This is a genomic window from Caldisphaera sp., from assembly GCF_023256325.1.
Lineage (GTDB): Archaea > Thermoproteota > Thermoprotei_A > Sulfolobales > Acidilobaceae > Caldisphaera.
Map to the genome: position 1 here is coordinate 1 of NZ_JAGDXI010000010.1, position 19,623 is coordinate 19,623.

General features: G+C 32.1%; 20 protein-coding genes and 1 pseudogene. 9 read left to right on the plus strand and 12 right to left on the minus strand.

Features of this window, described 5'->3' with window-relative positions; translation table 11 throughout:
- Positions 1-475: 475 nt before the first annotated feature.
- Positions 476-880: a type II toxin-antitoxin system VapC family toxin gene (locus tag Q0C16_RS01310; protein ID WP_292319238.1), complete on the minus strand. Its 405-nt coding sequence runs from the start codon at positions 878-880 to the stop codon at positions 476-478.
- Entirely contained in the window at positions 877-1,146 is a 270-nt protein-coding gene (locus tag Q0C16_RS01315; protein ID WP_292319239.1) for an AbrB/MazE/SpoVT family DNA-binding domain-containing protein, read from the minus strand. Before Q0C16_RS01315 ends, Q0C16_RS01310 begins: the two co-directional genes overlap by 4 nt.
- A 416-nt stretch (positions 1,147-1,562) precedes the next feature.
- On the opposite strand from Q0C16_RS01315, the gene Q0C16_RS01320 reads away from it, so the two are divergent.
- A complete protein-coding gene (locus tag Q0C16_RS01320) occupies positions 1,563-2,195 on the plus strand; it encodes a TenA family protein (protein ID WP_292319240.1) in 633 nt (210 codons plus the stop codon).
- Here Q0C16_RS01320 and Q0C16_RS01325 read toward each other — a convergent pair.
- From Q0C16_RS01325 to Q0C16_RS01335, 3 genes are all read right to left on the minus strand, one after another.
- Entirely contained in the window at positions 2,192-3,352 is a 1,161-nt protein-coding gene (locus Q0C16_RS01325; protein WP_292319241.1) for an ATP-binding protein, read from the minus strand. The two genes, Q0C16_RS01320 and Q0C16_RS01325, sit on opposite strands and share 4 nt — an antisense overlap.
- A 56-nt stretch (positions 3,353-3,408) precedes the next feature.
- The gene (locus Q0C16_RS01330) at positions 3,409-4,191 is read right to left on the minus strand and encodes a hypothetical protein (protein ID WP_292319242.1); all 783 of its coding nucleotides are present in this window, start codon (positions 4,189-4,191) and stop codon (positions 3,409-3,411) included.
- Between the two features lie 150 nt (positions 4,192-4,341).
- Positions 4,342-5,331, minus strand: a complete 990-nt coding sequence (locus tag Q0C16_RS01335; protein WP_292319243.1) for an aldo/keto reductase — start codon at positions 5,329-5,331, stop codon at positions 4,342-4,344.
- Between the two features lie 102 nt (positions 5,332-5,433).
- On the opposite strand from Q0C16_RS01335, the gene Q0C16_RS01340 reads away from it, so the two are divergent.
- Entirely contained in the window at positions 5,434-6,315 is an 882-nt protein-coding gene (locus Q0C16_RS01340) for a hypothetical protein (protein WP_292319244.1), read from the plus strand.
- Positions 6,306-7,436 carry an o-succinylbenzoate synthase gene (gene menC, locus Q0C16_RS01345; RefSeq protein ID WP_292319245.1) on the plus strand — a complete coding sequence of 377 codons (1,131 nt, stop codon included), beginning with the start codon at positions 6,306-6,308 and terminating at the stop codon, positions 7,434-7,436. The genes Q0C16_RS01340 and menC overlap by 10 nt, the downstream gene beginning before the upstream one ends.
- On the opposite strand, the gene Q0C16_RS01350 is transcribed toward menC, so the two are convergent.
- Positions 7,412-9,094: an SLC13 family permease gene (locus Q0C16_RS01350; protein WP_292319246.1), complete on the minus strand. Its 1,683-nt coding sequence runs from the start codon at positions 9,092-9,094 to the stop codon at positions 7,412-7,414. The two genes, menC and Q0C16_RS01350, sit on opposite strands and share 25 nt — an antisense overlap.
- 158 nt (positions 9,095-9,252) lie before the next feature.
- Between Q0C16_RS01350 and Q0C16_RS01355 the strand changes: the two genes are divergently transcribed.
- Positions 9,253-9,726 carry a Mut7-C RNAse domain-containing protein gene (locus Q0C16_RS01355; RefSeq protein ID WP_292319247.1) on the plus strand — a complete coding sequence of 158 codons (474 nt, stop codon included), beginning with the start codon at positions 9,253-9,255 and terminating at the stop codon, positions 9,724-9,726.
- A 112-nt stretch (positions 9,727-9,838) separates the two neighbouring features.
- Here Q0C16_RS01355 and Q0C16_RS01360 read toward each other — a convergent pair whose 3' ends face one another.
- From Q0C16_RS01360 to Q0C16_RS01370, 3 genes are all read right to left on the minus strand, one after another.
- Entirely contained in the window at positions 9,839-10,282 is a 444-nt protein-coding gene (locus Q0C16_RS01360; protein ID WP_292319248.1) for a cyclic nucleotide-binding/CBS domain-containing protein, read from the minus strand.
- Positions 10,283-10,333: 51 nt separating this feature from the next.
- Positions 10,334-10,978 carry a ParB N-terminal domain-containing protein gene (locus tag Q0C16_RS01365; protein WP_292319249.1) on the minus strand — a complete coding sequence of 215 codons (645 nt, stop codon included), beginning with the start codon at positions 10,976-10,978 and terminating at the stop codon, positions 10,334-10,336.
- Positions 10,979-11,104: 126 nt separating this feature from the next.
- On the minus strand, positions 11,105-11,611 hold the full coding sequence (locus tag Q0C16_RS01370) for an OB-fold nucleic acid binding domain-containing protein (protein WP_292319250.1): 507 nt from the start codon (positions 11,609-11,611) through the stop codon (positions 11,105-11,107).
- A 288-nt stretch (positions 11,612-11,899) separates the two neighbouring features.
- Here Q0C16_RS01370 and glcS point away from each other — a divergent pair, with 288 nt between their 5' ends.
- The 3 genes from glcS (at position 11,900) to glcU (ending at position 15,361) form a co-directional block, all read left to right on the plus strand.
- Positions 11,900-13,486: a glucose ABC transporter substrate-binding protein GlcS gene (gene glcS, locus Q0C16_RS01375; RefSeq protein WP_292319251.1), complete on the plus strand. Its 1,587-nt coding sequence runs from the start codon at positions 11,900-11,902 to the stop codon at positions 13,484-13,486.
- A 102-nt stretch (positions 13,487-13,588) separates the two neighbouring features.
- A complete protein-coding gene (gene glcT / locus Q0C16_RS01380; RefSeq protein ID WP_292319252.1) occupies positions 13,589-14,449 on the plus strand; it encodes a glucose ABC transporter permease GlcT in 861 nt (286 codons plus the stop codon).
- Between the two features lie 6 nt (positions 14,450-14,455).
- Positions 14,456-15,361 (plus strand): glucose ABC transporter permease GlcU, encoded by a 906-nt coding sequence (glcU, locus tag Q0C16_RS01385; protein ID WP_292319253.1) that lies wholly within the window; start codon positions 14,456-14,458, stop codon positions 15,359-15,361.
- Between the two features lie 11 nt (positions 15,362-15,372).
- Here glcU and Q0C16_RS01390 read toward each other — a convergent pair whose 3' ends face one another.
- The 3 genes from Q0C16_RS01390 to Q0C16_RS01400 all read right to left on the minus strand — a co-directional run bounded on the left by Q0C16_RS01390 (position 15,373) and on the right by Q0C16_RS01400 (position 18,457).
- Positions 15,373-16,278 carry a dihydroorotate dehydrogenase 2 gene (locus Q0C16_RS01390; protein WP_292319254.1) on the minus strand — a complete coding sequence of 302 codons (906 nt, stop codon included), beginning with the start codon at positions 16,276-16,278 and terminating at the stop codon, positions 15,373-15,375.
- Between the two features lie 199 nt (positions 16,279-16,477).
- Positions 16,478-17,365 (minus strand): MBL fold metallo-hydrolase, encoded by an 888-nt coding sequence (locus tag Q0C16_RS01395; protein ID WP_292319255.1) that lies wholly within the window; start codon positions 17,363-17,365, stop codon positions 16,478-16,480.
- Positions 17,366-17,413: 48 nt separating this feature from the next.
- Positions 17,414-18,457 (minus strand): TrkA family potassium uptake protein, encoded by a 1,044-nt coding sequence (locus Q0C16_RS01400; protein ID WP_292319256.1) that lies wholly within the window; start codon positions 18,455-18,457, stop codon positions 17,414-17,416.
- A 170-nt stretch (positions 18,458-18,627) separates the two neighbouring features.
- Here Q0C16_RS01400 and Q0C16_RS01405 point away from each other — a divergent pair, with 170 nt between their 5' ends.
- Both Q0C16_RS01405 and Q0C16_RS01410 read left to right on the plus strand, forming a co-directional pair.
- Positions 18,628-18,969 (plus strand): DUF2258 domain-containing protein, encoded by a 342-nt coding sequence (locus Q0C16_RS01405; protein WP_292319257.1) that lies wholly within the window; start codon positions 18,628-18,630, stop codon positions 18,967-18,969.
- Positions 18,970-19,131: 162 nt separating this feature from the next.
- Positions 19,132-19,623: pseudogene (locus Q0C16_RS01410) on the plus strand (ABC transporter substrate-binding protein); the annotation flags it as partial.

Genomic DNA, 19,623 nt, shown 5'->3' on the forward strand with positions numbered 1-19,623 from the left:
AAACCCATGATCTCCCTGAGGGAACCCTCGCCCTTCAGGGCAGGGAGGAGGTCAGCATATAATGGATTATACTTTATTAATCCAATAAATAAATCATTGGCAGCAGTTTCCAATAAGTAGTGAAGCTTATATATATTGAATACAATATTTATAATGATGTTAAGAGATTCTAAGACCTAAGGAAGTTTGCCAACGCTTAGGTAATAGAAGACTCTATATAGTATTTGCTGTGACATGAAATAATAGGTATTGAGATTTCTTTTTTATATTAATAAATTCTTTAGCAAACCTTATTATTTAGAATGCTGGGTGTTAGAGCTTCTCCATTTTTATATATGCTCTTGAATGATTACATTACGCAATAGTTTTAACTGAATTTACATTAACTGTTCTTTTTAATAACATAAAAAGTGGTGATATTATCATCGTCTGGAGTTTTCTTAATAAGCTCTTTGCCTATGTAGTGCCTTGAGCATCACAGCCAAATTCTCTTAACTTCTCCAGTCCTATCGAAGTCCCTGTCCTCGCTGATTATATTATTGATGCCCATAGCTTTCATAGCTCCCATATGCAATGCATCAGAAGGCTTGAGGCCGTGTTCGAGCACCAGCCTAAGGGCTTGTTTGAACTCCTCCTCAGCAAGATCTATTACTGATACATAGGGAAACACTACAGTCTTGAGAAATTCAGCTGTCAAGTCGTATGGGACACCGTACTTTTTCTTTGAGATGTAAAGAACCTCATCAAGTACGAGAGCATCGGTGTACAACTTATACTTTGTAGTGAAGTATATATAGAGGTTTTCATACTGAACTCGGCTACTGGGATCAGAGATCGTGTTAAGATATATTGGGAGTGGAGCGTCAAGAAAGGCCTTCAAGCCTCGAACTCCTCTTCAAGATCTGCCTCGGCGAGTTCCCCTGGCCTCGGTTCCTTCCTGCCTTGCAACTCCTTTAGCCTCTCGGCATGTTTCCTCAGCCAACCCTTGAGCTCTTGCTCATTAACATTTTTTCTCACAGGCCTTAGCACTATTCCATCACTTACCTCTACGATAACCTCGTCTCCTTCATCTATGCCTACCGCCTCACGGATTGACTTTGGTAGTATTATGACACCCTTCTTGCCAACCTTTAACTTGAGGGTCAAACAAGGTTCGCCTCTAGTATAACTGGGTTAAACAAGGTTAATAAATCAAAGATCTTTCCAGTTTCTACTTGGCTCTGGCCTTCTCACGTGTTTTAGCCAACACTATGCATTCAATGACTACTTTCAAGATCCCAGACGTAGCCTTTCTCCATCTTCAACTACAAACCCAAATAATCCCTTTTCCATTTCTTTAAACTCCTTCCCTTTTCTACCTGTTGTTCTGTTATCACGATTTAATAATTAGATTTAATATAAGCGATTTTATATATGTTTAAATTATATCTGGTTATAAGACAAAAAATTATTATGAAATTTAAATTTTTTGTAATTTTTATATTTTTATGGTTAATGAAGAATGTTTTTAATTTTTGCAAAGCATTTAACTGTTACTATTTTTAGTAGTAATAGGGATTGGCATGAGTAACTTTGATATATTGAGGAATAGTGTAGGGGATTTATGGGAAAAATATATAAAACATGATTTTGTTGTTAAAATGAAAGATGGAACTTTACCTTTAGATTCTTTTAAATACTATATGATTCAAGATTCAAAATATGTTAATATCATGTTAAAATCATTATTAAATGCTTCAAGTAAAGCTCCTCTTAATATAATAACTAACATATTAAACTCCATATTTAACACAAGGGATAGAGGATTAGAGGTTGAAAAAGAAGTTTTTAAAGAGCTAAATATAGATGAATCAATTATTGATAGTGTTGGATATAACTTAGTAAATTATGCATATACAAGGCATTTATATTATTATTCTAATATAGGATGGGAACAGTTTCTTGCTGCGTGGACTCCATGTATGGTAGGTTATAGTTTTATAGGCAAATTTGTTAAAGGTTCTTCAAATAAGGTTTATGACTTATGGGCAAGCTTTTACGGTTCAGATGAATATGAAAAGAGAGTAGAAGTTATATTAGATTCATTAGAATCTATTAAATTAAACGATGAATTGAAGTATATATTTAGAAATAGCGTTAACTTTGAAATATTATTTTGGGAAGCATCTTTGAGAAAAGATCCAACAATTTTTTAAATAGCCTTAAACTTATCTGTCCAACTCTCATATAATTTTAACATCTCTTTATTAACGCTAGGTCTTCTCTGCTTTATAGCCTCCATAAAATCATCAATAGTAACTGGTCTAACGGATTCTTCTTTGTCTTGGGATTCAAAATATTCCCTTACTACCCTCATATATGCATCTTGCACGACATCTCTAATATCGCTTCCCGAATATCCTTCTAACATTTCTGCTAGTTTATCAAAGTCTATGTTATCATCAAGTTTTATTTTAGAAGTTAGCATTGAAAGGAGTTTGGACCTGGCTTCTTTATTGGGTAAAGGTACGTAAATTCTTTTTTGGAACCTCCTTATAAAGGGCTCATCTAATGCCCATGGTTTATTAGTTGCACCTATTACATATACGTGTAAAGTTATTGATTTGTCTTGAAGGCCATCCATTTCTTTAAGGAATTGGTTCCTTACTCTAACCTCCCCACCTACTTCATTTGTGTGTATTCCTAAAAGAGCATCTAGTTCGTCTATAAATACTATAACTGGAACACCATTTTTTGATTTATTTCTAGCATAATCAAACACTTTTTTAACATTTTTCTCTCCTTCACCAAGCCACTTGCTCATTATATTTGCTGCATCTAAATAAATGAACTCTCCATTAATTTCATTAGCAACTGCTGCTGCTAACATAGTTTTTCCTGTACCTGGAGGACCATAAAGGAGTATACCTCTAGGCCATCCTAAAGGGAATAAGTCGGGCCTTTTTATTGGATATATTATAGCTTCCCTTATAGCTCTCTTAGCTTCGTCTAGACCTGCTATGTCATCAAATGTGATGCTTGGCTTTTCTTTGAGAACGAAGTCTGGCAAGTTTTCATTAATATCTCCTTTTATTTCAACTCTCACTTCATCAGAAATCGTTTCCCCGATTGGCTGGCTAGCCTTGTTTTCTAAATACTTTAATCTCAAATTTAATTCATAAATAGTCTTTCTATAAATTTTAGACATAGGGTGATCAGGATAATTTCTTATTATTTCTTCAAGAGCTTCAATGGCTTTTTTATATTTATCAATAGCCGTTTCATAGTCTTTATTTCTTTCTGCATCTAAGGCTTCGTGCATTTTTCTCCTAGCTGTTTGCTCTAACATTGCAACTGGGTTTGTTTCTGACATAGTCCGACCTCTTTTACTATGTTTATAAAAATTAGTTTAAAGAGGGGAAAGCCTGTTTATATTTGTTGTTCGTTTGGTAAGTCTACCTTTATTATACCTCTTGCTTCTAACCTATACAAAGTTGCTTTAATTATGTTTAAAGGTATACCCAATTCTTCTGATGCCTTCTTTAGGCTTAAGACACCATTTTTCTCCTTTATATACTCAAAGACTTTTCTTTCTATTATTTCAGGGTCAAACGTTTCTGGGACTTTAGGTGAAAGTTGTTCTGCTTCTTTTTGTGCTTTTGCAATAGCACTAGTTATTAGCTCGCTAGCCTCTGGGACTAACTCTGAAACGCTCTTTCCTTGAGGTATTGTATTAGATATTATACCTGTCTTCCTTATGACCCCTTCAGTCTCTTCTAATACGTTGCTTAGAGATGTAACAGCTTCTGGTGCAAAGCCAGATAGGTATTCATCCATGGAGCTCATTGCATATTTTAATGGTGCCAATACTTTAACTATTGATTCTAAGCTCCTTGTGTCTTGTATCCTTCTTATAGCAAGTTCAATCATATTCCCATAAGCTAATACTGCCTTTAAAACTCTCTTTTTTAATACTATTTCAGCAGCGCTCATTTCAGCTCCTTCATTATCGTTTGATCTTTTAGAATCTATCATTTTTTCATAATATCCTTGTATCTCGTTTATAATTGTGGTCTTTATTCTGTCTAATTCCATTTTTACAATTCCTAACTGGGCAAGTATTTCATCGTAATCTATGCCTTCTCCCTGATTTAGACCAGTCTCTTTGTATTGACCTCTTGCGAAGAATTTTTTAACTACATCACCTATCATTTTTTATCCCTCATCTCTAAAATATAAATATGATTCTAGAAAACTTTAGCAGTCTTCCCTGGTAACACCGGATTATTACTGTAACTCCTTGTTTTTAGGAGGAAAGGTTAAAAGATGTTAAAAATTATAGCTAAAATCTTGAAAATATAATCAAGCTCCTCCAGATAATTTTATTCCTAAATATTGCAATATACATGGCACATATCTTATTGTTTTTAAATTATTATATGTTTTACCCCATACATTTACATATTTAATAGAGACCTTATCGAGCAGAGAAAGATCTTCATCTCTTATCTCTATATTAGATGACATAGCATATTCTTTTACTCTCTCTTTATTTCTAGTTCCAGGTATAGGAAGGGCGTTATTATTTATTATCCACTTTAAACTTATTTGAGACCAAGTATAGTTATATTTTTGTGATATCATATCTAAAGTTGATATTAGTTCTTTATCATTAATTATTCTTTTAAACCTTTTATCTGATTTCTGCGCTAAACTGTATGGATTCTTAGCACCTGCTAATGCTCCCTTAGCTAGTGGGCTATAAGCTATTATTTCTATGTTCTCTTTTTTTGCAATTGGGAATAGATCAATTTCAGCAACTCTATAAGAAAGGTTGTATTCTATTTGATTAGAAATTATTTCATATTTAGATGTACATTGAATTGCATCTTTTAACAATTTCCCTGAAAAGTTTGAAACTCCTATATAGTCAACATATCCCTTATCTATCATTTTTTCCATTCCCCTTATTACTGTGCAAATAGGAATCCATAAAGGAGGAGGCCAATGTAGTTGCAAGAGATTTGGTTTGAATCCTAAATTGTTTATAGATCTCTTTACTCCCTTTTCAATAAAATAACTTGAAGGTCTAAATCCGCCTATTTTGGTAGCAACGAATGAAGAATCTATGGCTTTTAATTCTTTAAGCGCGTTTCCTAGAGATCTCTCGCTCTTTCCATTGCCATAAACTTCTGCTGTATCGAAAAAATTAATGCCCGAATCTAAGGATTGCTTTACAATTTCTTCAGCTTTTTTGATATCGCCTTTCCATGAGGTTGAGCCTATTTGCCAAAAGCCCAAACCAATTTCGCTTATCTTCATTTTTGTTTTTCCAAAAACTCTATATTTCATTTTAACCCCCGTTATTTTTATATAAGATATTTTTTAAAACTTAGTATTAGTAAAATTAAACTTTTTTAATTTATATTATAATAAATTTTTTGGGAGGAGGCTTTGGAAGAACTAATTATAAGGAAAATAAAGGATGTAAATGAATTAGAAAACGTTGTTGAAATAGAAAAATCTGCATGGGCGATGCCTGATTATAGGGAAACAACCCCAGTACATATGTTAAAGGCTCTTGTTGAAAATGGCGGAATAATTTTAGGAGCATTTGATAAAAATAATATGGTAGGTTTTAATATGGGTTGGAGTGTTGGATGTAATGAGAGTAGATATTTTTACAGCCATATGACTGGCGTCTTAGAAGAATACAAGTATAAAAATGTTGGATATAAATTAAAGATTAAACAAAGGGAAGAAGTATTAAAATTAGGAATAAATTTAATAAAGTGGACTTTCGATCCTTTACAATCTTTAAACCTAAATTTTAATCTAGAGAAGCTAGGCGCTATAGGGAGAATTTATAAAGAAAACTATTATGGCAATATAAGAGATTCAATAAATGAAGGGTTAGAAACTGATAGATTTGAGGCTGAATGGTACGTATCAAGCAAATATGTGACTGATAAGATAGAAGGCAAAATTAAAACGCCACCTGCCGAAGAATTAATAAGAAAAGGTGGATACATAGCTTTAGATAGAAAAATAAAAGGGGAAAATAAAGAAAGTTATATAGAGACACCTATAAAAAATGAGTTTAGTTTAGATAGAGTAATTTTGATATCAATACCGGCTAATATATCTTCAATAAAGAACATTGATAAAGAAACAGCTAAAAAATGGAGGCTATATACTAGAGAGGCGTATAAGTTTTATTTGAGCAAAGGTTACATAGCTGTTGGCTATACAAGAAATAAAGAAAATTATGGTTACGTAGTATTAATTAAATCTGAATTAGAAGACTTATTAAAAGGTGTTAATTTATGGAGTTAAAGAAAATAGAACTTTTTGAATTGTGGGTTAAATTAAAGGAAGATTTTGAGACGAGCTTTGGAAAAACAATTGAAAGACCAGCTATATTAATTAGAGTAGAAGAGAAAAATGGGGAAGTTGGATGGGCTGAATCAGTAGCTGGAGAAGGGCCATGGTATAGTTATGAAACATGGGAAACTGCATGGCATGTATTAAACGATTTTATAATACCGAAAATTTCTAAAGAAGAGGAAATAGATGTAGAGAAATTTAATGAAATGGTTTCTAATATTAGAGGTCACAATATGGCTAAAGCAGGGCTTGAAATGGCTTTATGGGATCTTAAGGCAAAAATTGAAGGAAAGCCTTTGTGGAAAGTTCTCGGAGGAGTTAATAAAAACATAGTTAGTGGGGTGAGTATTGGGATACAAAATACTACAGATGAACTAGTTAAGAAAGTATCTATGTTTTTAGACAAAGGGTATAGGAGAATAAAGATTAAGATAAAGCCTGGTTATGATATAGAGCCAATTATAAGGCTAAGAAAGGAATTTGGTCAAGATCTACCTTTGCATGTGGATGCGAATTCTGCATATAAATTAACTGATATAGAGTTGTTTAAAAAAATAGACAATTATAATTTGTTAATGATAGAACAACCATTGCATTGGAAAGATCTAGTAGACCATGCGGAATTAGCCAGACATTTAAGAACGCCTATATGCTTAGATGAGAGCATAGAGGACGTAAATGATGCAAGAAAAGCGTATCAACTAGGTTCTGCAATGATAATAAATATAAAACCTGGAAGGGTTGGAGGCTTTAGCGAAGTTTTAAAGATTCATGACTTTTGGTATAAGATAGCTAATAGACCCGTTTGGATAGGAGGCATGCTAGAAACCGGAATAGGAAGAGGTCACTTGGTTTCAGCAGCTACGTTACCTGGAGTTAAATATCCTAATGATATTAGTGCTAGTGAAAAATACTTTGAAAAAGATATAGTTGAGCCTCCTTGGATTCTAAATAAGGATGGAACCATTACAGCTCCTGAAAAGCCAGGAATTGGAGTTGAAGTTATGGAAGATTACATAGCTAAGAATTCAAAAAGAACTAAGCTCTATATTATTAACCCTAAAAAGTAAAAAGTAACAAAGAACTTTATTAATATCACAATTGACCCGGCCAATAAAAAGTCCTTATTTTTATATCCTGCTGTTCCATATGCAATTAAATTTGCTTGATGAGCAAATGGAGTTAAAAATGGAGAAGAAACGCCCATAGCTAAAACTGTTATAGCAGTTAAGGGATTGGTAAAAGATAAAGCTATTGGGGCAAGGATTATTGCAGCTGTAACGTAGCCAACGGTGTTGCTAAGTAATAAAGATAACAAAAATAAAATGAGAACAGAGTTATGTATAAGTCCTCCTACCATTGCAGAAAGGTTGCTTTTAACCATGACTTGGCCTATAGATAAGTATGCTCCTATAAAAACTATTAATGGCCACTCAACATATTCATACATTTTTCTAATAGTAGAAGATCCGCTGAATGATGATATTAATGCCCCGACCAAAAAAGATAAAGCCATATTTAAGCCAAAGCTGTTTGCTATTATTGCTATAGTTAAACCACTTAAAGAAAATATTGCTTTTCTTTTATCAAAGGCCTTTAACCCCTTACTATTTATTGGTAATAAATCATAATAATCGGCGAATTTCGCAACATCAGGTTCATAACCTTGAACTAATAAAACATCTCCAGGCTTTAGAACATAATCATAAATTCTGGTTATATAATTTGCAGAAGCAATTCCAATTACATATACATTATACGATTCAAAGTCGATTTCCTTTATTTTCCTTCCTCTTAGTTTTGACGATCCTGTTATTAGTAGTTCAAAGAACTGCTCTTTTCCTTCCATTGGTTTTTGAGAAATTTTTAGACCTTTTGAAGATAATATTAAAGGAAGTTGAGAAGGGGAAATCTTTAATAATAAAATATCTCCTTCTCTAAGCTCTCTTCTCTCGCCAATAAATCTCCAAGGTGAAATAACCCTTAAAACTTTGACACCAAAGGATTTCTCAATACTCCTAGGAGATTTTCCTATAAAATCGCTATCTCCTGTAACTTGTACTTCAATAATATAATTTTGCACAGTTATTTCTTTTAATGACGTAACTTCTTTCCTTTTTCTACCCAAGAAAGGAGTGATTAAAAAAGTTAATACTAATATGCTTATAAAAGAGGAAATTAAATTTATTTTTGCAAATTGCAGAAAATTTAAGTTATAGCCAAACTTATTATACCATTCGTTATCTAAAACAATGTTGGTTGAAGTTCCAATTAATGTCGTTGGCCCTCCTAAGATCGAGGCATAAGCCAACGGAAGTAAATATCTTGATATAGGTTTCTTAAGATTTAATGAAATAGAATATATTAATGGTATAAAGGCAAGAAGCAACGCTACATCGCTAATAAAACCTGATGCAATAACTGTTAAAGAAAGTAATAATAGCAATATAATTTTTTCATTTTTAACTTTTGATGTGATATAATTTCCTAAAACCTCTAAGAGGCCGGAATCCGCCAAGGTACCGGCTATTATCATAAGAGATATGAGTACAATTATTGTAACTGATGCAAAATTGCTTAACGCCTCTTGAGGCGAAATAAAACCAGTTAATACTAATGCTATCATTGTTACAACTCCAACTATATCATGCCTTAATCTTCTTGATAGCAGTAGAAATATGGAAACTGTTATGATTAAAATCACTATAATTTGATTAAGGCTTAGCATTGTTTTTTACCTTGCAAGATTTTTTATATGCTTATTATTATATAAGCTTATTTGAATTTTGTTGTAATTCATACTAAAATTAGTTTAAGAGAATTAAAGCTTAAAAAGAGCTTATGTATAATAAGTTTGCTAAAAAGATTATAGTAAAGGAGGTAAAAATGCAACAATATATAACAGATGCAATGCTAGGCACATTAACAAGGTGGCTAAGGATACTAGGATACGATGTTATATATTCAAGAGATTATTCTGATGGACAAATAATTAAAATAGCCATTAAAAGTAAGAGAACAATAATTACAAGAGACAAAGTCTTATATTATAAAGCTAAAAAACTGAATTTAGATGCGTATCTTGTAGAATCTGCAGAAATGCCTAAGATATTAGCTGAACTCTACTCCAAAAAATTGATAGACTTAGAATTAAATCCTGAAAAAAGTAGGTGTCCTGAATGTAATGGAAAATTAATTAAGATTACGGATAAGAATTTAATTAAAAGTAGGGTACCTCCTGGAGCATTGAAAACATATAATGTTTTTTATTTATGTAAAAGGTGTGGCCAAGTTTATTGGGAAGGGGGCCATTGGAAAAACATAAGAAGAATAGTAAACGAAGCAAAGTCATATTTATAAAATAAATATTTGATGTAAATAATGTTTCGCATATTAATAGATATTGAGATTTTAATAATTTAATAATATATTTATGATAAAAAATTGCTAAGTTTTTATTATTTTAATGGGTTTATTTATTCTTTTCTGCTTTTAGTTGGTATACTAGATCAATATAATATGGTGCTAGCTTTAATATATCTCTTTTTGAAATCATACCTACAGGCTTTAGTGTTTTAGAATTTAATATAGGCAAATGTCCTATACCTTTGCTGCCCATTAAGCTTGCTGCTTCTTCTAATGGAGTATCTTCAAATGCATAATATGGATTCTTTGTCATAATTTGGCCAGCATTGATACTAAGAGGCGATATGCCTTTAGCTACTACGTCTCTTACAATATCTGTTTTGGTTATTATACCTAAAAGATTCCCATTTTCATCTACTACAACTACTGATCCAACATCTCTTTCTATCATGAGTCTGGCTATCTCATTTACACTTTTTGTAGGTAGCACGTTTACTGTAGGTATTTTCATAACATCTCTAACTAAGTATTTTGGCACTGATGCCGACATTGTATCCACCCCTTTATAAAAGAAAGAAAAGAGTTTAAAGTATCTTTTGCTTTAATAGATATTTTTTAAAGAATAGTTTACATAAATCTTTTTTAAAAATGTAACGTGCCTTGTAGATCTTGGAGGTAAAAGAGTTTGTTTTAAAGCGACATTTATTACATCTTCTTTCTCAAGCTTAGGAGGATCAATTATTATACCTTTCCTTTTAACCTTTTTTATTTCAGGCTTTATAAACGATATTTCTTTTATACTTTCTTTAAACTCGTTTTCGAATTTGTTTATTAGCATATAAGAGTCAACTTTGTTATCATTACACATGATTATTTTTATTGAATTGCTATAGTATTCCATATCCTGAAAGCAAAGCATGGATTTTAAATAAGATATCATATCTTTGTAATCTATATCATAAACTCTATACCATTTATCAACATTAATTTTATCATCATTTATATAATCAATTAATACAGCAGGAATATATTTAATTCCTAATGATTTTAACGCCCTTGTTCTATGGGCTCCATCAATTATTGTGCCTGTTTTTATATCGGCAATAATTGGTTTTCTTATAATTTTTTGGGTTACAATTAATTTTTTCAATTCTTCTATATGTTCATCGATTGCTAATTCATGTTGCTTAAGGTCATTTATGTTGACTAAACCTATGTAAACTTTTTCTATATCTTTAGTTTCCACAAAGGCGCATCACCGCTTCACCTTTTCATAACGAATTATGGTTTTACAGATTAAAAACTTTGTATTATACTTCTAATAAATAATTTAATAAAAATTAAAAATTAAATAATAATTATTAAATGGGTTTCACTCTTCATCTTCGCTACTATCGCTTTCCTCTCCAGAACCTCCAAAGGAAGAAGAGTATCCCCCTCTTCTATATCCTCCTCTCCCCCCTCTTCTATATCCTCCTCTTGATCTTCCATAGCTCCTTGAGCTTGATTCAGATGCCTTTGGCGTGCTCTCTGGTATTTCTTCTGGTTTGGGGAGGCCTTCTTCGTCTATTTTATTGATTTCTCCACGAGAACCTATGTTTAATTGAACATCTCCTTTAAAGCTTGTAGTCCAAGCACCTTTTAATTCTACAGCATCTCCTTCATTAATCTTTCCAGCCTGATTACCCCACATTGTTAATTTTATTCTACCGCTCTCGTCACCAACTATGGCTTCGCTTATTGTTCTGTCTCCTCTCTTTGTGTGGATGACTTTTGGTTCGTCAACACTCAAAACCCTAACCTTAATAGATACATTATCTTCCCCCTCACGGAGGTCCGAAACCTTACGATTACTTTCACTCAAGATTACATTCCTCACACTATTTACTTACGCCCTTCTGGGCAATTAAAATTTTGAAAATCTGTGGTTAAAAGTTTTCCCTTCGAACATAATGAGTTAAAATGCCTGCTTTATTTCCTTGATTTTTATTATTATAATAAAAAATGTGTTTAAAAAGAATAGAAGCAGATTTAAATAATAGCATTATAATTTTATGTATACTTTCTTATTGTTAATATTTCTTATTTTTTATATAATCATAATTACTTAAATACTTCCATTTATATAATATAATGCAGAAATCCAGTATGAGGTGGTGTATTCTTTATGATAGACAGAAAAAAAGGACTGAGTAAAGGGGCATTATATGGGATTATCGTCGTAATTATCGTCGTAATTATCGTAGGTGGAGTAGCTGCTTACTATGCAACAAGAAAGCCGACAACCACAACATCTGTTCCTCCAGTGACAACAACAACCACAACACCTTCGGTGACAACTTTCTCTTTCTTAAACTGGTGGGGACCTGAAGATCCGCCTGGTTTAAAATGGATAGCAGGTAACTTTTCATTACAATACCCACAATACCAGGTATCTTATACATCAATTCCAGGTGCAGGAGGTACTGTAGCACAATTCGTGATATTAGGTATGATAGAGGCACAAAAGCCTCCTAATTCATTCCAGGCACACTACTCGCCTGTAATGTGGTCATACGTAGAGGTTATGCCGCAATTAGGTAAGGACTTTGTTAATTTCACTCCAATAGCGCAACAAACAGGCTTATTCAACTTAGCTGTTAGAGAAGGACTTTTAGCAGGTATGTTCAATGGAACTATGTTCTCACTACCATTAGAGGCTCACAGAGGAGTCTTACTTTACTATAACCCACAACTACTAAGAAAGTACAATATATCGTATCCTATAATGACTGTAGAACAATTAATTAACGATACTGAATATTTAGCATCTAAAGGAGTCACAAATATTTGGGTAGTTCCTGGAGGAGATGGCGGATGGGATCAACTGAACTTATGGGAAGACATCTTCTTAGGTTTAGCGTCAGAAAAATATGGACCTGATGGTGGAGCTAAACTATATAATGAGATTCTATATGGAGTTATCAATTTAAGTGATCCAAGCGTGCAAGCTCTAGTTAATCAAACTGATTACGACTTCTTACTGCTAACAAAATACGATTATTCGGGATGGCAAACTGGAACATGGTCATCCGGGTTAGCTGATATAATTAATGGGCAAGCTTTCTTCCAGGCAAACGGTAATTGGGTTACAGAATATGCCTATATTTGGTACCATGTAGCAGCCTACGCTCCAGTAGCTCCATATACAAACTGGACAAACGTTACGTTAATGGAACAACCATTCCCAGGAACATGGGGGAACTATGCAGTTAACGAAGACTCTATAGCAGTTCCATCAGTATATAATCCAGGAATGCAAGCAGCAGTAGTTTTTGCAAAGTTCTGGGATTCATACAATGGAATGAAGATATGGACGTCTAGCGGAAAAGGTGTAGAAGTTTGGAGCAATGGTACAGACTTCTATCCAACAACAGCACAATGGTATGATTATGTTACATTCAAGAACATATCAGCAAATGATCCAGCGGCATTTACAATTGATCCGAGTGACGAGTCTTTATTCACAGATACTTTCTCAGCAATGATTTCACAGGCATTAGCTTTACAAAATGGAGGAACTGCTTATATTACAACGTTTAATTCACAATTTGCATCAATAATGCATCAACAATGTTCAGAATGGCAAACTGCTGCACAAAATGGTTTTGGATTTTTAGGTATGAAGGGACAGCCTTTTGCAAACTATCTACCTCCATGGGTAAACCCAACGACCTATACGTATATGTCTAACTATACGTGCCCAACATATTAAACAAATTAATATTCATTACTATTTTTATTTTTTGTATTCATTTTTTTATGGATATATTTATAATCTTCTTAATGTAAAATTTAATTCAGAGGAGGAACAATTATGAAAAACCAAGGATATCTAATGGTAATTCCCACGCTATTTTTCGCAGGACTTTTGCTGGTAACTGTTATATGGAATGTCTGGCTATCTTTCTTAAACTCATCTATATTAGTTCATAAGCCTAAGTTCGTTGGGTTAGCAACATACCAATATCTTTTCTCGCAATATTTTTTCAAGATTTCTACCACTCATACAATAGTATTTACTATAGGCTTAGTCGCAATTGGAAATGTCTTGGGTTTACTCTTTGCGGGTCTTCTATATTTTATACCCAATAACGTGCAACGCTCTCTATATTTATCAGTATTCATTTATCCATTAGCAATAGCCTCTTCAACAAGTGCATTAATATGGGAATGGCTTTTGAATCCAACGATAGGTGTAGATTGGCTTTTAAAATTGCTCCATTTACCAGCTCCATATTGGCTAGGAACTTCTAACATGACCTTAGTATCTATGATTATGATAGAAGTATGGGCATATACTGGTTTAGCAACTTTGTTCTATTTAGCGTCTTTTATGAATGTTGATAAAACAGTAGTTGAAGCGGCTAGGTTAGATAAAGCAGGAGGGTTAAAAATCTTGTTTAGAATTTTAATACCTAACTCTATGAATGGTTTTATTATTTCAACTGCCCTTCTATTTCTGTTTTCATTTAGAATATTTACAATTCCTTTTGTTTTAGGAGGCTCTGCAACTTCACCTACATTGATGACATATGTTATGTATGTTTATAATCTTTTCATATCGGAGTACTTCTCAGCCTCAGCAGCTATGGCCGTTATAGTAACAATAATAGCTGCCGCAGTTATATTGCCATTTGCTATATTTGGTTTAATGAAATGGGTTTTTAAGAGGTGAGATAAAATGGGTAATAAAAACAATTTATATAAACCTGAAAATTACTATGTTAGAGTTATTAAATATGCCATATTGCAAATAATAGCGGCTATTCTTATAATTTTATGGTTAATGCCTTTATATGCATTATTCGTTGGAGCCCTTAAATCTAATATAGCTGCTGCATCTACACCTGCTTTGTTACCTCCTTCAAAACCAAGCGGAGAAGCTTATTATTTTGTATGGCATGGATTTGGAGGTATCTATGGCTTAATAGGATTAGAATATCCCTTAATTAGGGAAATCTTGATAGATGTACCAATAGCGGCTTTAGCTACATTATTAGGAGCTATGGGGGCTTATTTCTTTTATATGATTATGGATAGACATTATATATGGAGCACAATAGGCTTTGCTATCATATCTCTTGCTACATATTTGCCTGTAGAAACGACTACCGTTCCATTAATTCAAATAGTAACTTCTTTACATTTATACAACACATATTATGGTGTAATAATAGCATATTTGATGTTTTATATACCAATGGCAGCCTTACTTATGTCAATCTTCATGCCTTCCATTCCAAAATATTTGCTGGAAGCAGCAAAAATAGATGGAGCAAGTGATTGGAGAGTCTTTTGGAAAGTTATGATGCCTTTATTAGTTCCTGGATTCTTATCAACATTTATATTTACATTCTTACAAATTTGGGATAACTTTTTCATACCAATTTTGTTAATATCTAATCCACAAGAAATGCTTTTGTCAGTTGCTGTGAGGCAATATGCAGGAGGTTATGCTATAATATATAATAGATCTTTTGCTGCAGGTGTAGTAGGTTCTATTGTACCATTAGTAATATTCATATTCTTGGGAAGATATTTCATAAGAGGTTTAGCTGCTCTTGGTGGAGGAGCTAAAGGAGTTTAAACATAATGCACTTATTTACATTTTAGGTTTAAGCTACTTATTATTCCTGGGCCCATATACAATATTGCTGTATAGATTTCAACGGCATTTGCATATTTTAATATTTCTTTTAATTGCTTACAACTCATAATTCCTCCAACCCCGATAATAGGTATTTCATTTCCCCCTAATTCTCTTGCTTTTTTAATCATATAATTTGATAATCTATATAACAATAAGCCGCTTAAACCCCCTCTTTTAGCGCTAATTCTCTGATCTTCTATGGGCAAAGTGTTTGTTAAGACTAATCCAAAACCTTCTTTGCTGGCTAGTTTAACATAATCTTCAATTTTGAAGCCTGGACCTATTTTAATAAAAATTTGTTTTTTTGAAGAAGCTAATGTTGGTATTATATCTTTCCATTTACCTTTATAAGTAGGGCTTGATAGGTTAACTTCTATACCTTGTATGTTATTGGTAGAATATCTATTTAAGTAAATTATTTGTTCTTCAATTTCAAAAAGGTTAAATCCTGCTACACTAATAAAAATTGGGTAGTTTACCCTTGAAACTCTAGATAAAATTAATGGTAGGCCATCATTATTTAATCCCATAGCATTAACCATGGAATAAGGCTTGATTCTAGCTACTCTTGGCGGTTTATTTCCTATTCTTTTTTTGGGCGTAGTCGAACCTACAACAATAAAGCCTGGGCTAAAATGAGATAAGAATTTCGTATATTTTCCATTTTTATCTAATCCCGCAGCTATTCCGACTCTACCACAAACTTTTGCAGATCCAATTTTATATGGGTCTTCACAGTTGCTTTCTTTTAAGGGTATTGAAAAAATTATATGTCCTAATTTCATTGTTATTTCTGGATGAACATGCTTCACAGTTTTCATAATTATCTTCATCATTGGCTCAGATAAATTCATTTTCTAACACCAGAGACCTGTCCGTAAGGTCTACATAGTTTACTTTTTCGCTCAGTTGTTAACTGCTTCTTAGCCATTAAAATTTAATTCGGTTAATATAATGAATAGTTAAACAAAGAAAAGAATAAACTCAAAATCTCTTTAAATATTTTAAACATATTTTATTAAATTAAGGTTAAAAACAATTTAAAAATCTATATTACTTCTTTATTAATTTCCATTTTATTTCATTATCATTAATAGCTTCAACCAAACCTTCTTCTCTTAAGCAAGCTAAATAACCTCTTATCGTATTTTCAGCTAACAAATAGACGCCGATATCAGGTTCTTCACTTTTGTATTTTGATGTAAGAGTTTTTGTAATTGAAGACAAGTTTTGGGGTTCATTTAATATGTTTTTTAGTTCTTCCTCCACCTCAGTTATTTTTTTGATGTTACTTTCAACTAATTGATATGCTTCAGAGCTTTTTATTACTGGTCCATGAGATGGAATAACCGTTTCAAGCTTTGGTAGCAAATTGAGAATAGTCTTGAGGCTTTCAATAGATTTGCAAGGATATTGGTGATAAGGAATTCCGTATTTTGATAAAACCTTATCCCCAAATAATGAGTCTCCTGCATATAAAATACCATCCGGTGTTATAACACCCAATTGTCCTTGTGTATGGCCTGGTAAGGGAACTAAACCTAAAGGCCCAAATTTTTCTTGATTAGTTATCAATATCGTTGGCTTAATAGATTTTGCTTTAAATGGAAGTATATTATCGTCTTGGTTTAAAAAGTATCCAAATGTAAGCAAAGCCCTAAGTTTGGGATCCTTTAGAGCTGGCGCATCAATTTCTGAAATGGCTATTTCATTAGTTGAAAAACCCTCGCCTAAAACTGATATATGATCACTATGATAATGTGTTATAAATGCTATGGACTTTTTTGGATTTAGTCTATTAACTATAGATTTAAGCTCTTTTGGTCTTTTTGATCCTTGGCCAGGATCTACTATATATAATTCATCATCATTTTTGTAGAATAATGTTGAAGGACTACCTTTGTATATATATGTATTTCCTTTAATATTTTCTAATCCCACTTAATACACCCATTAATTTATAAATAGCTATGATTATTAAATGTTTGTTCAATCTGCTTTTGTAGAACACAATTTCTTTAGCATATTAAATTTAGATGGATCTCCCAATATAACTAAGCTATCTTCTGCCTCAAGAATGAAGTCTCTAGAAAAATATGGAGTAAAAGAATTGTTTTTCTCTATTAATATAGGCACTAAACCGCTAGGTATATCTGAAATTTTCATTCCTTCGCATTTAGATCCTTTTTCTACTTTAAAGAAACCTAAAGCATAACCATGTTTTTTAACAGCATTTGAGCTGCTTTCCGTTGATTCTATAAGGACACCTCCTATATTATTTGATAAAGCAATTCCGGCAAGGGCCCTTCCTATAAATCTTCTTATCCTTATTACTTGATAAGCTCCAGCGTCTTTAAATATGTCATGCAGGCCTTCATCATGAATAACAACAATAATTCTAGCTGAAGGATTTAGTTTTTTAGCCCTTAGAAGTGCTGTCATGTTATCTAAATCATTGTCTAATGCTATTAATATAACAGAGGCATCTTGGACACCAGCATTTTTCAAGTCAACCTCCGCTGAAGGGTTACCTATTATTACGTGCTTTGATGCTATACTCTTAGCTATCTCTTCGTTTTTTACAACGATTATATAATCTACGTTCATTCTGTCAAGTTCATCAGCAAGTTCTTTCATATTACCCAGGATAATTATATGGTCTTTCATATGCGCAGCTCTCCATCTAGCCCTCGCATCTATCCATATGGTCTTTCTAGATAATGTTATAATAATTCCAGTTATTAAAGTTGTATAAATTGCAACAGAAGATGCAACTAATATTGTTAATAAAATTTTTTCAAGAGGAGGCATTTCATTTAAGCTCGGAGTATATAAGCCAATAGTCGTTATCAAACCCACAGAAGCATAAATTGCAGAAATTATGTCTAAATGTTGATAATAAATAAATATTTCTGAGGTTGCTATAATTACAATTGCTATTGCAATGATCTGAGGAAATATCCTAGAAATTATACTATATGGCGCAAATATTATTTCTAGAAAGTTTAGTAGCCATTTTTGTTTTGTCTTCATTTTTCCACCGCTTTTTCGTTATAGTTATAAAAAATTTAAATGTAATAAGTAAGAACTAATTCTTAATTTAACATCAAGAAAAATTTAGTAAAGTTTATCTTAAGTTTATTAAAAAAATAAATAATTCTATATACATATATATAATGGGATAGAAGGGGAAGGTGATTATTATGGAAATTTTATTAAAAACTGGGCCTGTAAGGATGAGCGGCTATGCCCTTAAGTTGCGTAGAGTTACAAATGCTGCTTTTCGTAAATTTTATAAAGAGAAAAAGGTTGATCCTAAACTTGTAAATCAATTTTTAACTGATTTAAATAAAAATTTATATGGAATTTTAGTAGAGAAATATAATATTCCTAAGGATGTTATAATTAATATACAGCTCGTGCTTGATTTAAATGATACCAGTATTTCTATCAAAGACTTTGATTTGGCTGTTTATAATAAAGATGAAATATTAAGCAATAATTTAACTAAAGAATTCAAGCAATTAATAAAGATCGAAATTTAGTCAAGTATTTTAGATAATTCAGAATAAGTAAAACAAAGTATTACGCCAAATACTATAAAATAAATCTAGTTTTAAAATTCTCTTATATTTTTTACAATAAAATGCTTTAAAAATGTTTTTAAACTAGCAGAAAATAAATTTATTGGGCGATGCATAAATAAGATGAACCAATATAATAGAATTCGGGGTGCAAAGTTAAATTATACTTACATTGCTACATTTGCTATTATTATAATTTTTTCCTTGCTTGCATTTTACCATTTTTATTTAATTTCTACACAAACTAATACCAAGATAAAAGTTATAGCATTAAAGCCTGCATCTCCAACATCTTTAACTTCAGTTGCAGGACAAAACTTAAGCGTATATATACCTAATTATAATATCAATGCAAAAGGTTTTGCCATATTATATGCAGGAAACGGATATGCAATAAACACATCTTATAATTATGTTAATTTATATTACAAATATCCTGGAGATTACCTAATATATTATAATGTTTATCAAGATGGTAAGCTTATTGGTTCCTCTTCTCAAAATTTAATGAGGATTATAATTACTCCAAACATATCATATAATATGTCTCAATATTTAACTGTCCCCACTATAACTTTTAACTCAACAGAAAATCCAACTGCTCCTCTATTTAAT

Excerpts from the sequence above, each read along its gene's own strand:
- Q0C16_RS01320 (WP_292319240.1), top strand. The coding sequence starts at position 1,563 with ATGAGTAACTTTGATATATTGAGGAATAGTGTAGGGGATTTATGGGAA.
- Q0C16_RS01325 (WP_292319241.1), bottom strand. The coding sequence starts at position 3,352 with ATGTCAGAAACAAACCCAGTTGCAATGTTAGAGCAAACAGCTAGGAGA.
- Q0C16_RS01330 (WP_292319242.1), bottom strand. The coding sequence starts at position 4,191 with ATGATAGGTGATGTAGTTAAAAAATTCTTCGCAAGAGGTCAATACAAA.
- Q0C16_RS01335 (WP_292319243.1), bottom strand. The coding sequence starts at position 5,331 with ATGAAATATAGAGTTTTTGGAAAAACAAAAATGAAGATAAGCGAAATT.
- menC (WP_292319245.1), top strand. The coding sequence starts at position 6,306 with ATGGAGTTAAAGAAAATAGAACTTTTTGAATTGTGGGTTAAATTAAAG.
- Q0C16_RS01350 (WP_292319246.1), bottom strand. The coding sequence starts at position 9,094 with ATGCTAAGCCTTAATCAAATTATAGTGATTTTAATCATAACAGTTTCC.
- Q0C16_RS01355 (WP_292319247.1), top strand. The coding sequence starts at position 9,253 with ATGCAACAATATATAACAGATGCAATGCTAGGCACATTAACAAGGTGG.
- Q0C16_RS01360 (WP_292319248.1), bottom strand. The coding sequence starts at position 10,282 with ATGTCGGCATCAGTGCCAAAATACTTAGTTAGAGATGTTATGAAAATA.
- glcS (WP_292319251.1), top strand. The coding sequence starts at position 11,900 with ATGATAGACAGAAAAAAAGGACTGAGTAAAGGGGCATTATATGGGATT.
- glcT (WP_292319252.1), top strand. The coding sequence starts at position 13,589 with ATGAAAAACCAAGGATATCTAATGGTAATTCCCACGCTATTTTTCGCA.
- glcU (WP_292319253.1), top strand. The coding sequence starts at position 14,456 with ATGGGTAATAAAAACAATTTATATAAACCTGAAAATTACTATGTTAGA.
- Q0C16_RS01390 (WP_292319254.1), bottom strand. The coding sequence starts at position 16,278 with ATGAATTTATCTGAGCCAATGATGAAGATAATTATGAAAACTGTGAAG.
- Q0C16_RS01400 (WP_292319256.1), bottom strand. The coding sequence starts at position 18,457 with ATGAAGACAAAACAAAAATGGCTACTAAACTTTCTAGAAATAATATTT.
- Q0C16_RS01405 (WP_292319257.1), top strand. The coding sequence starts at position 18,628 with ATGGAAATTTTATTAAAAACTGGGCCTGTAAGGATGAGCGGCTATGCC.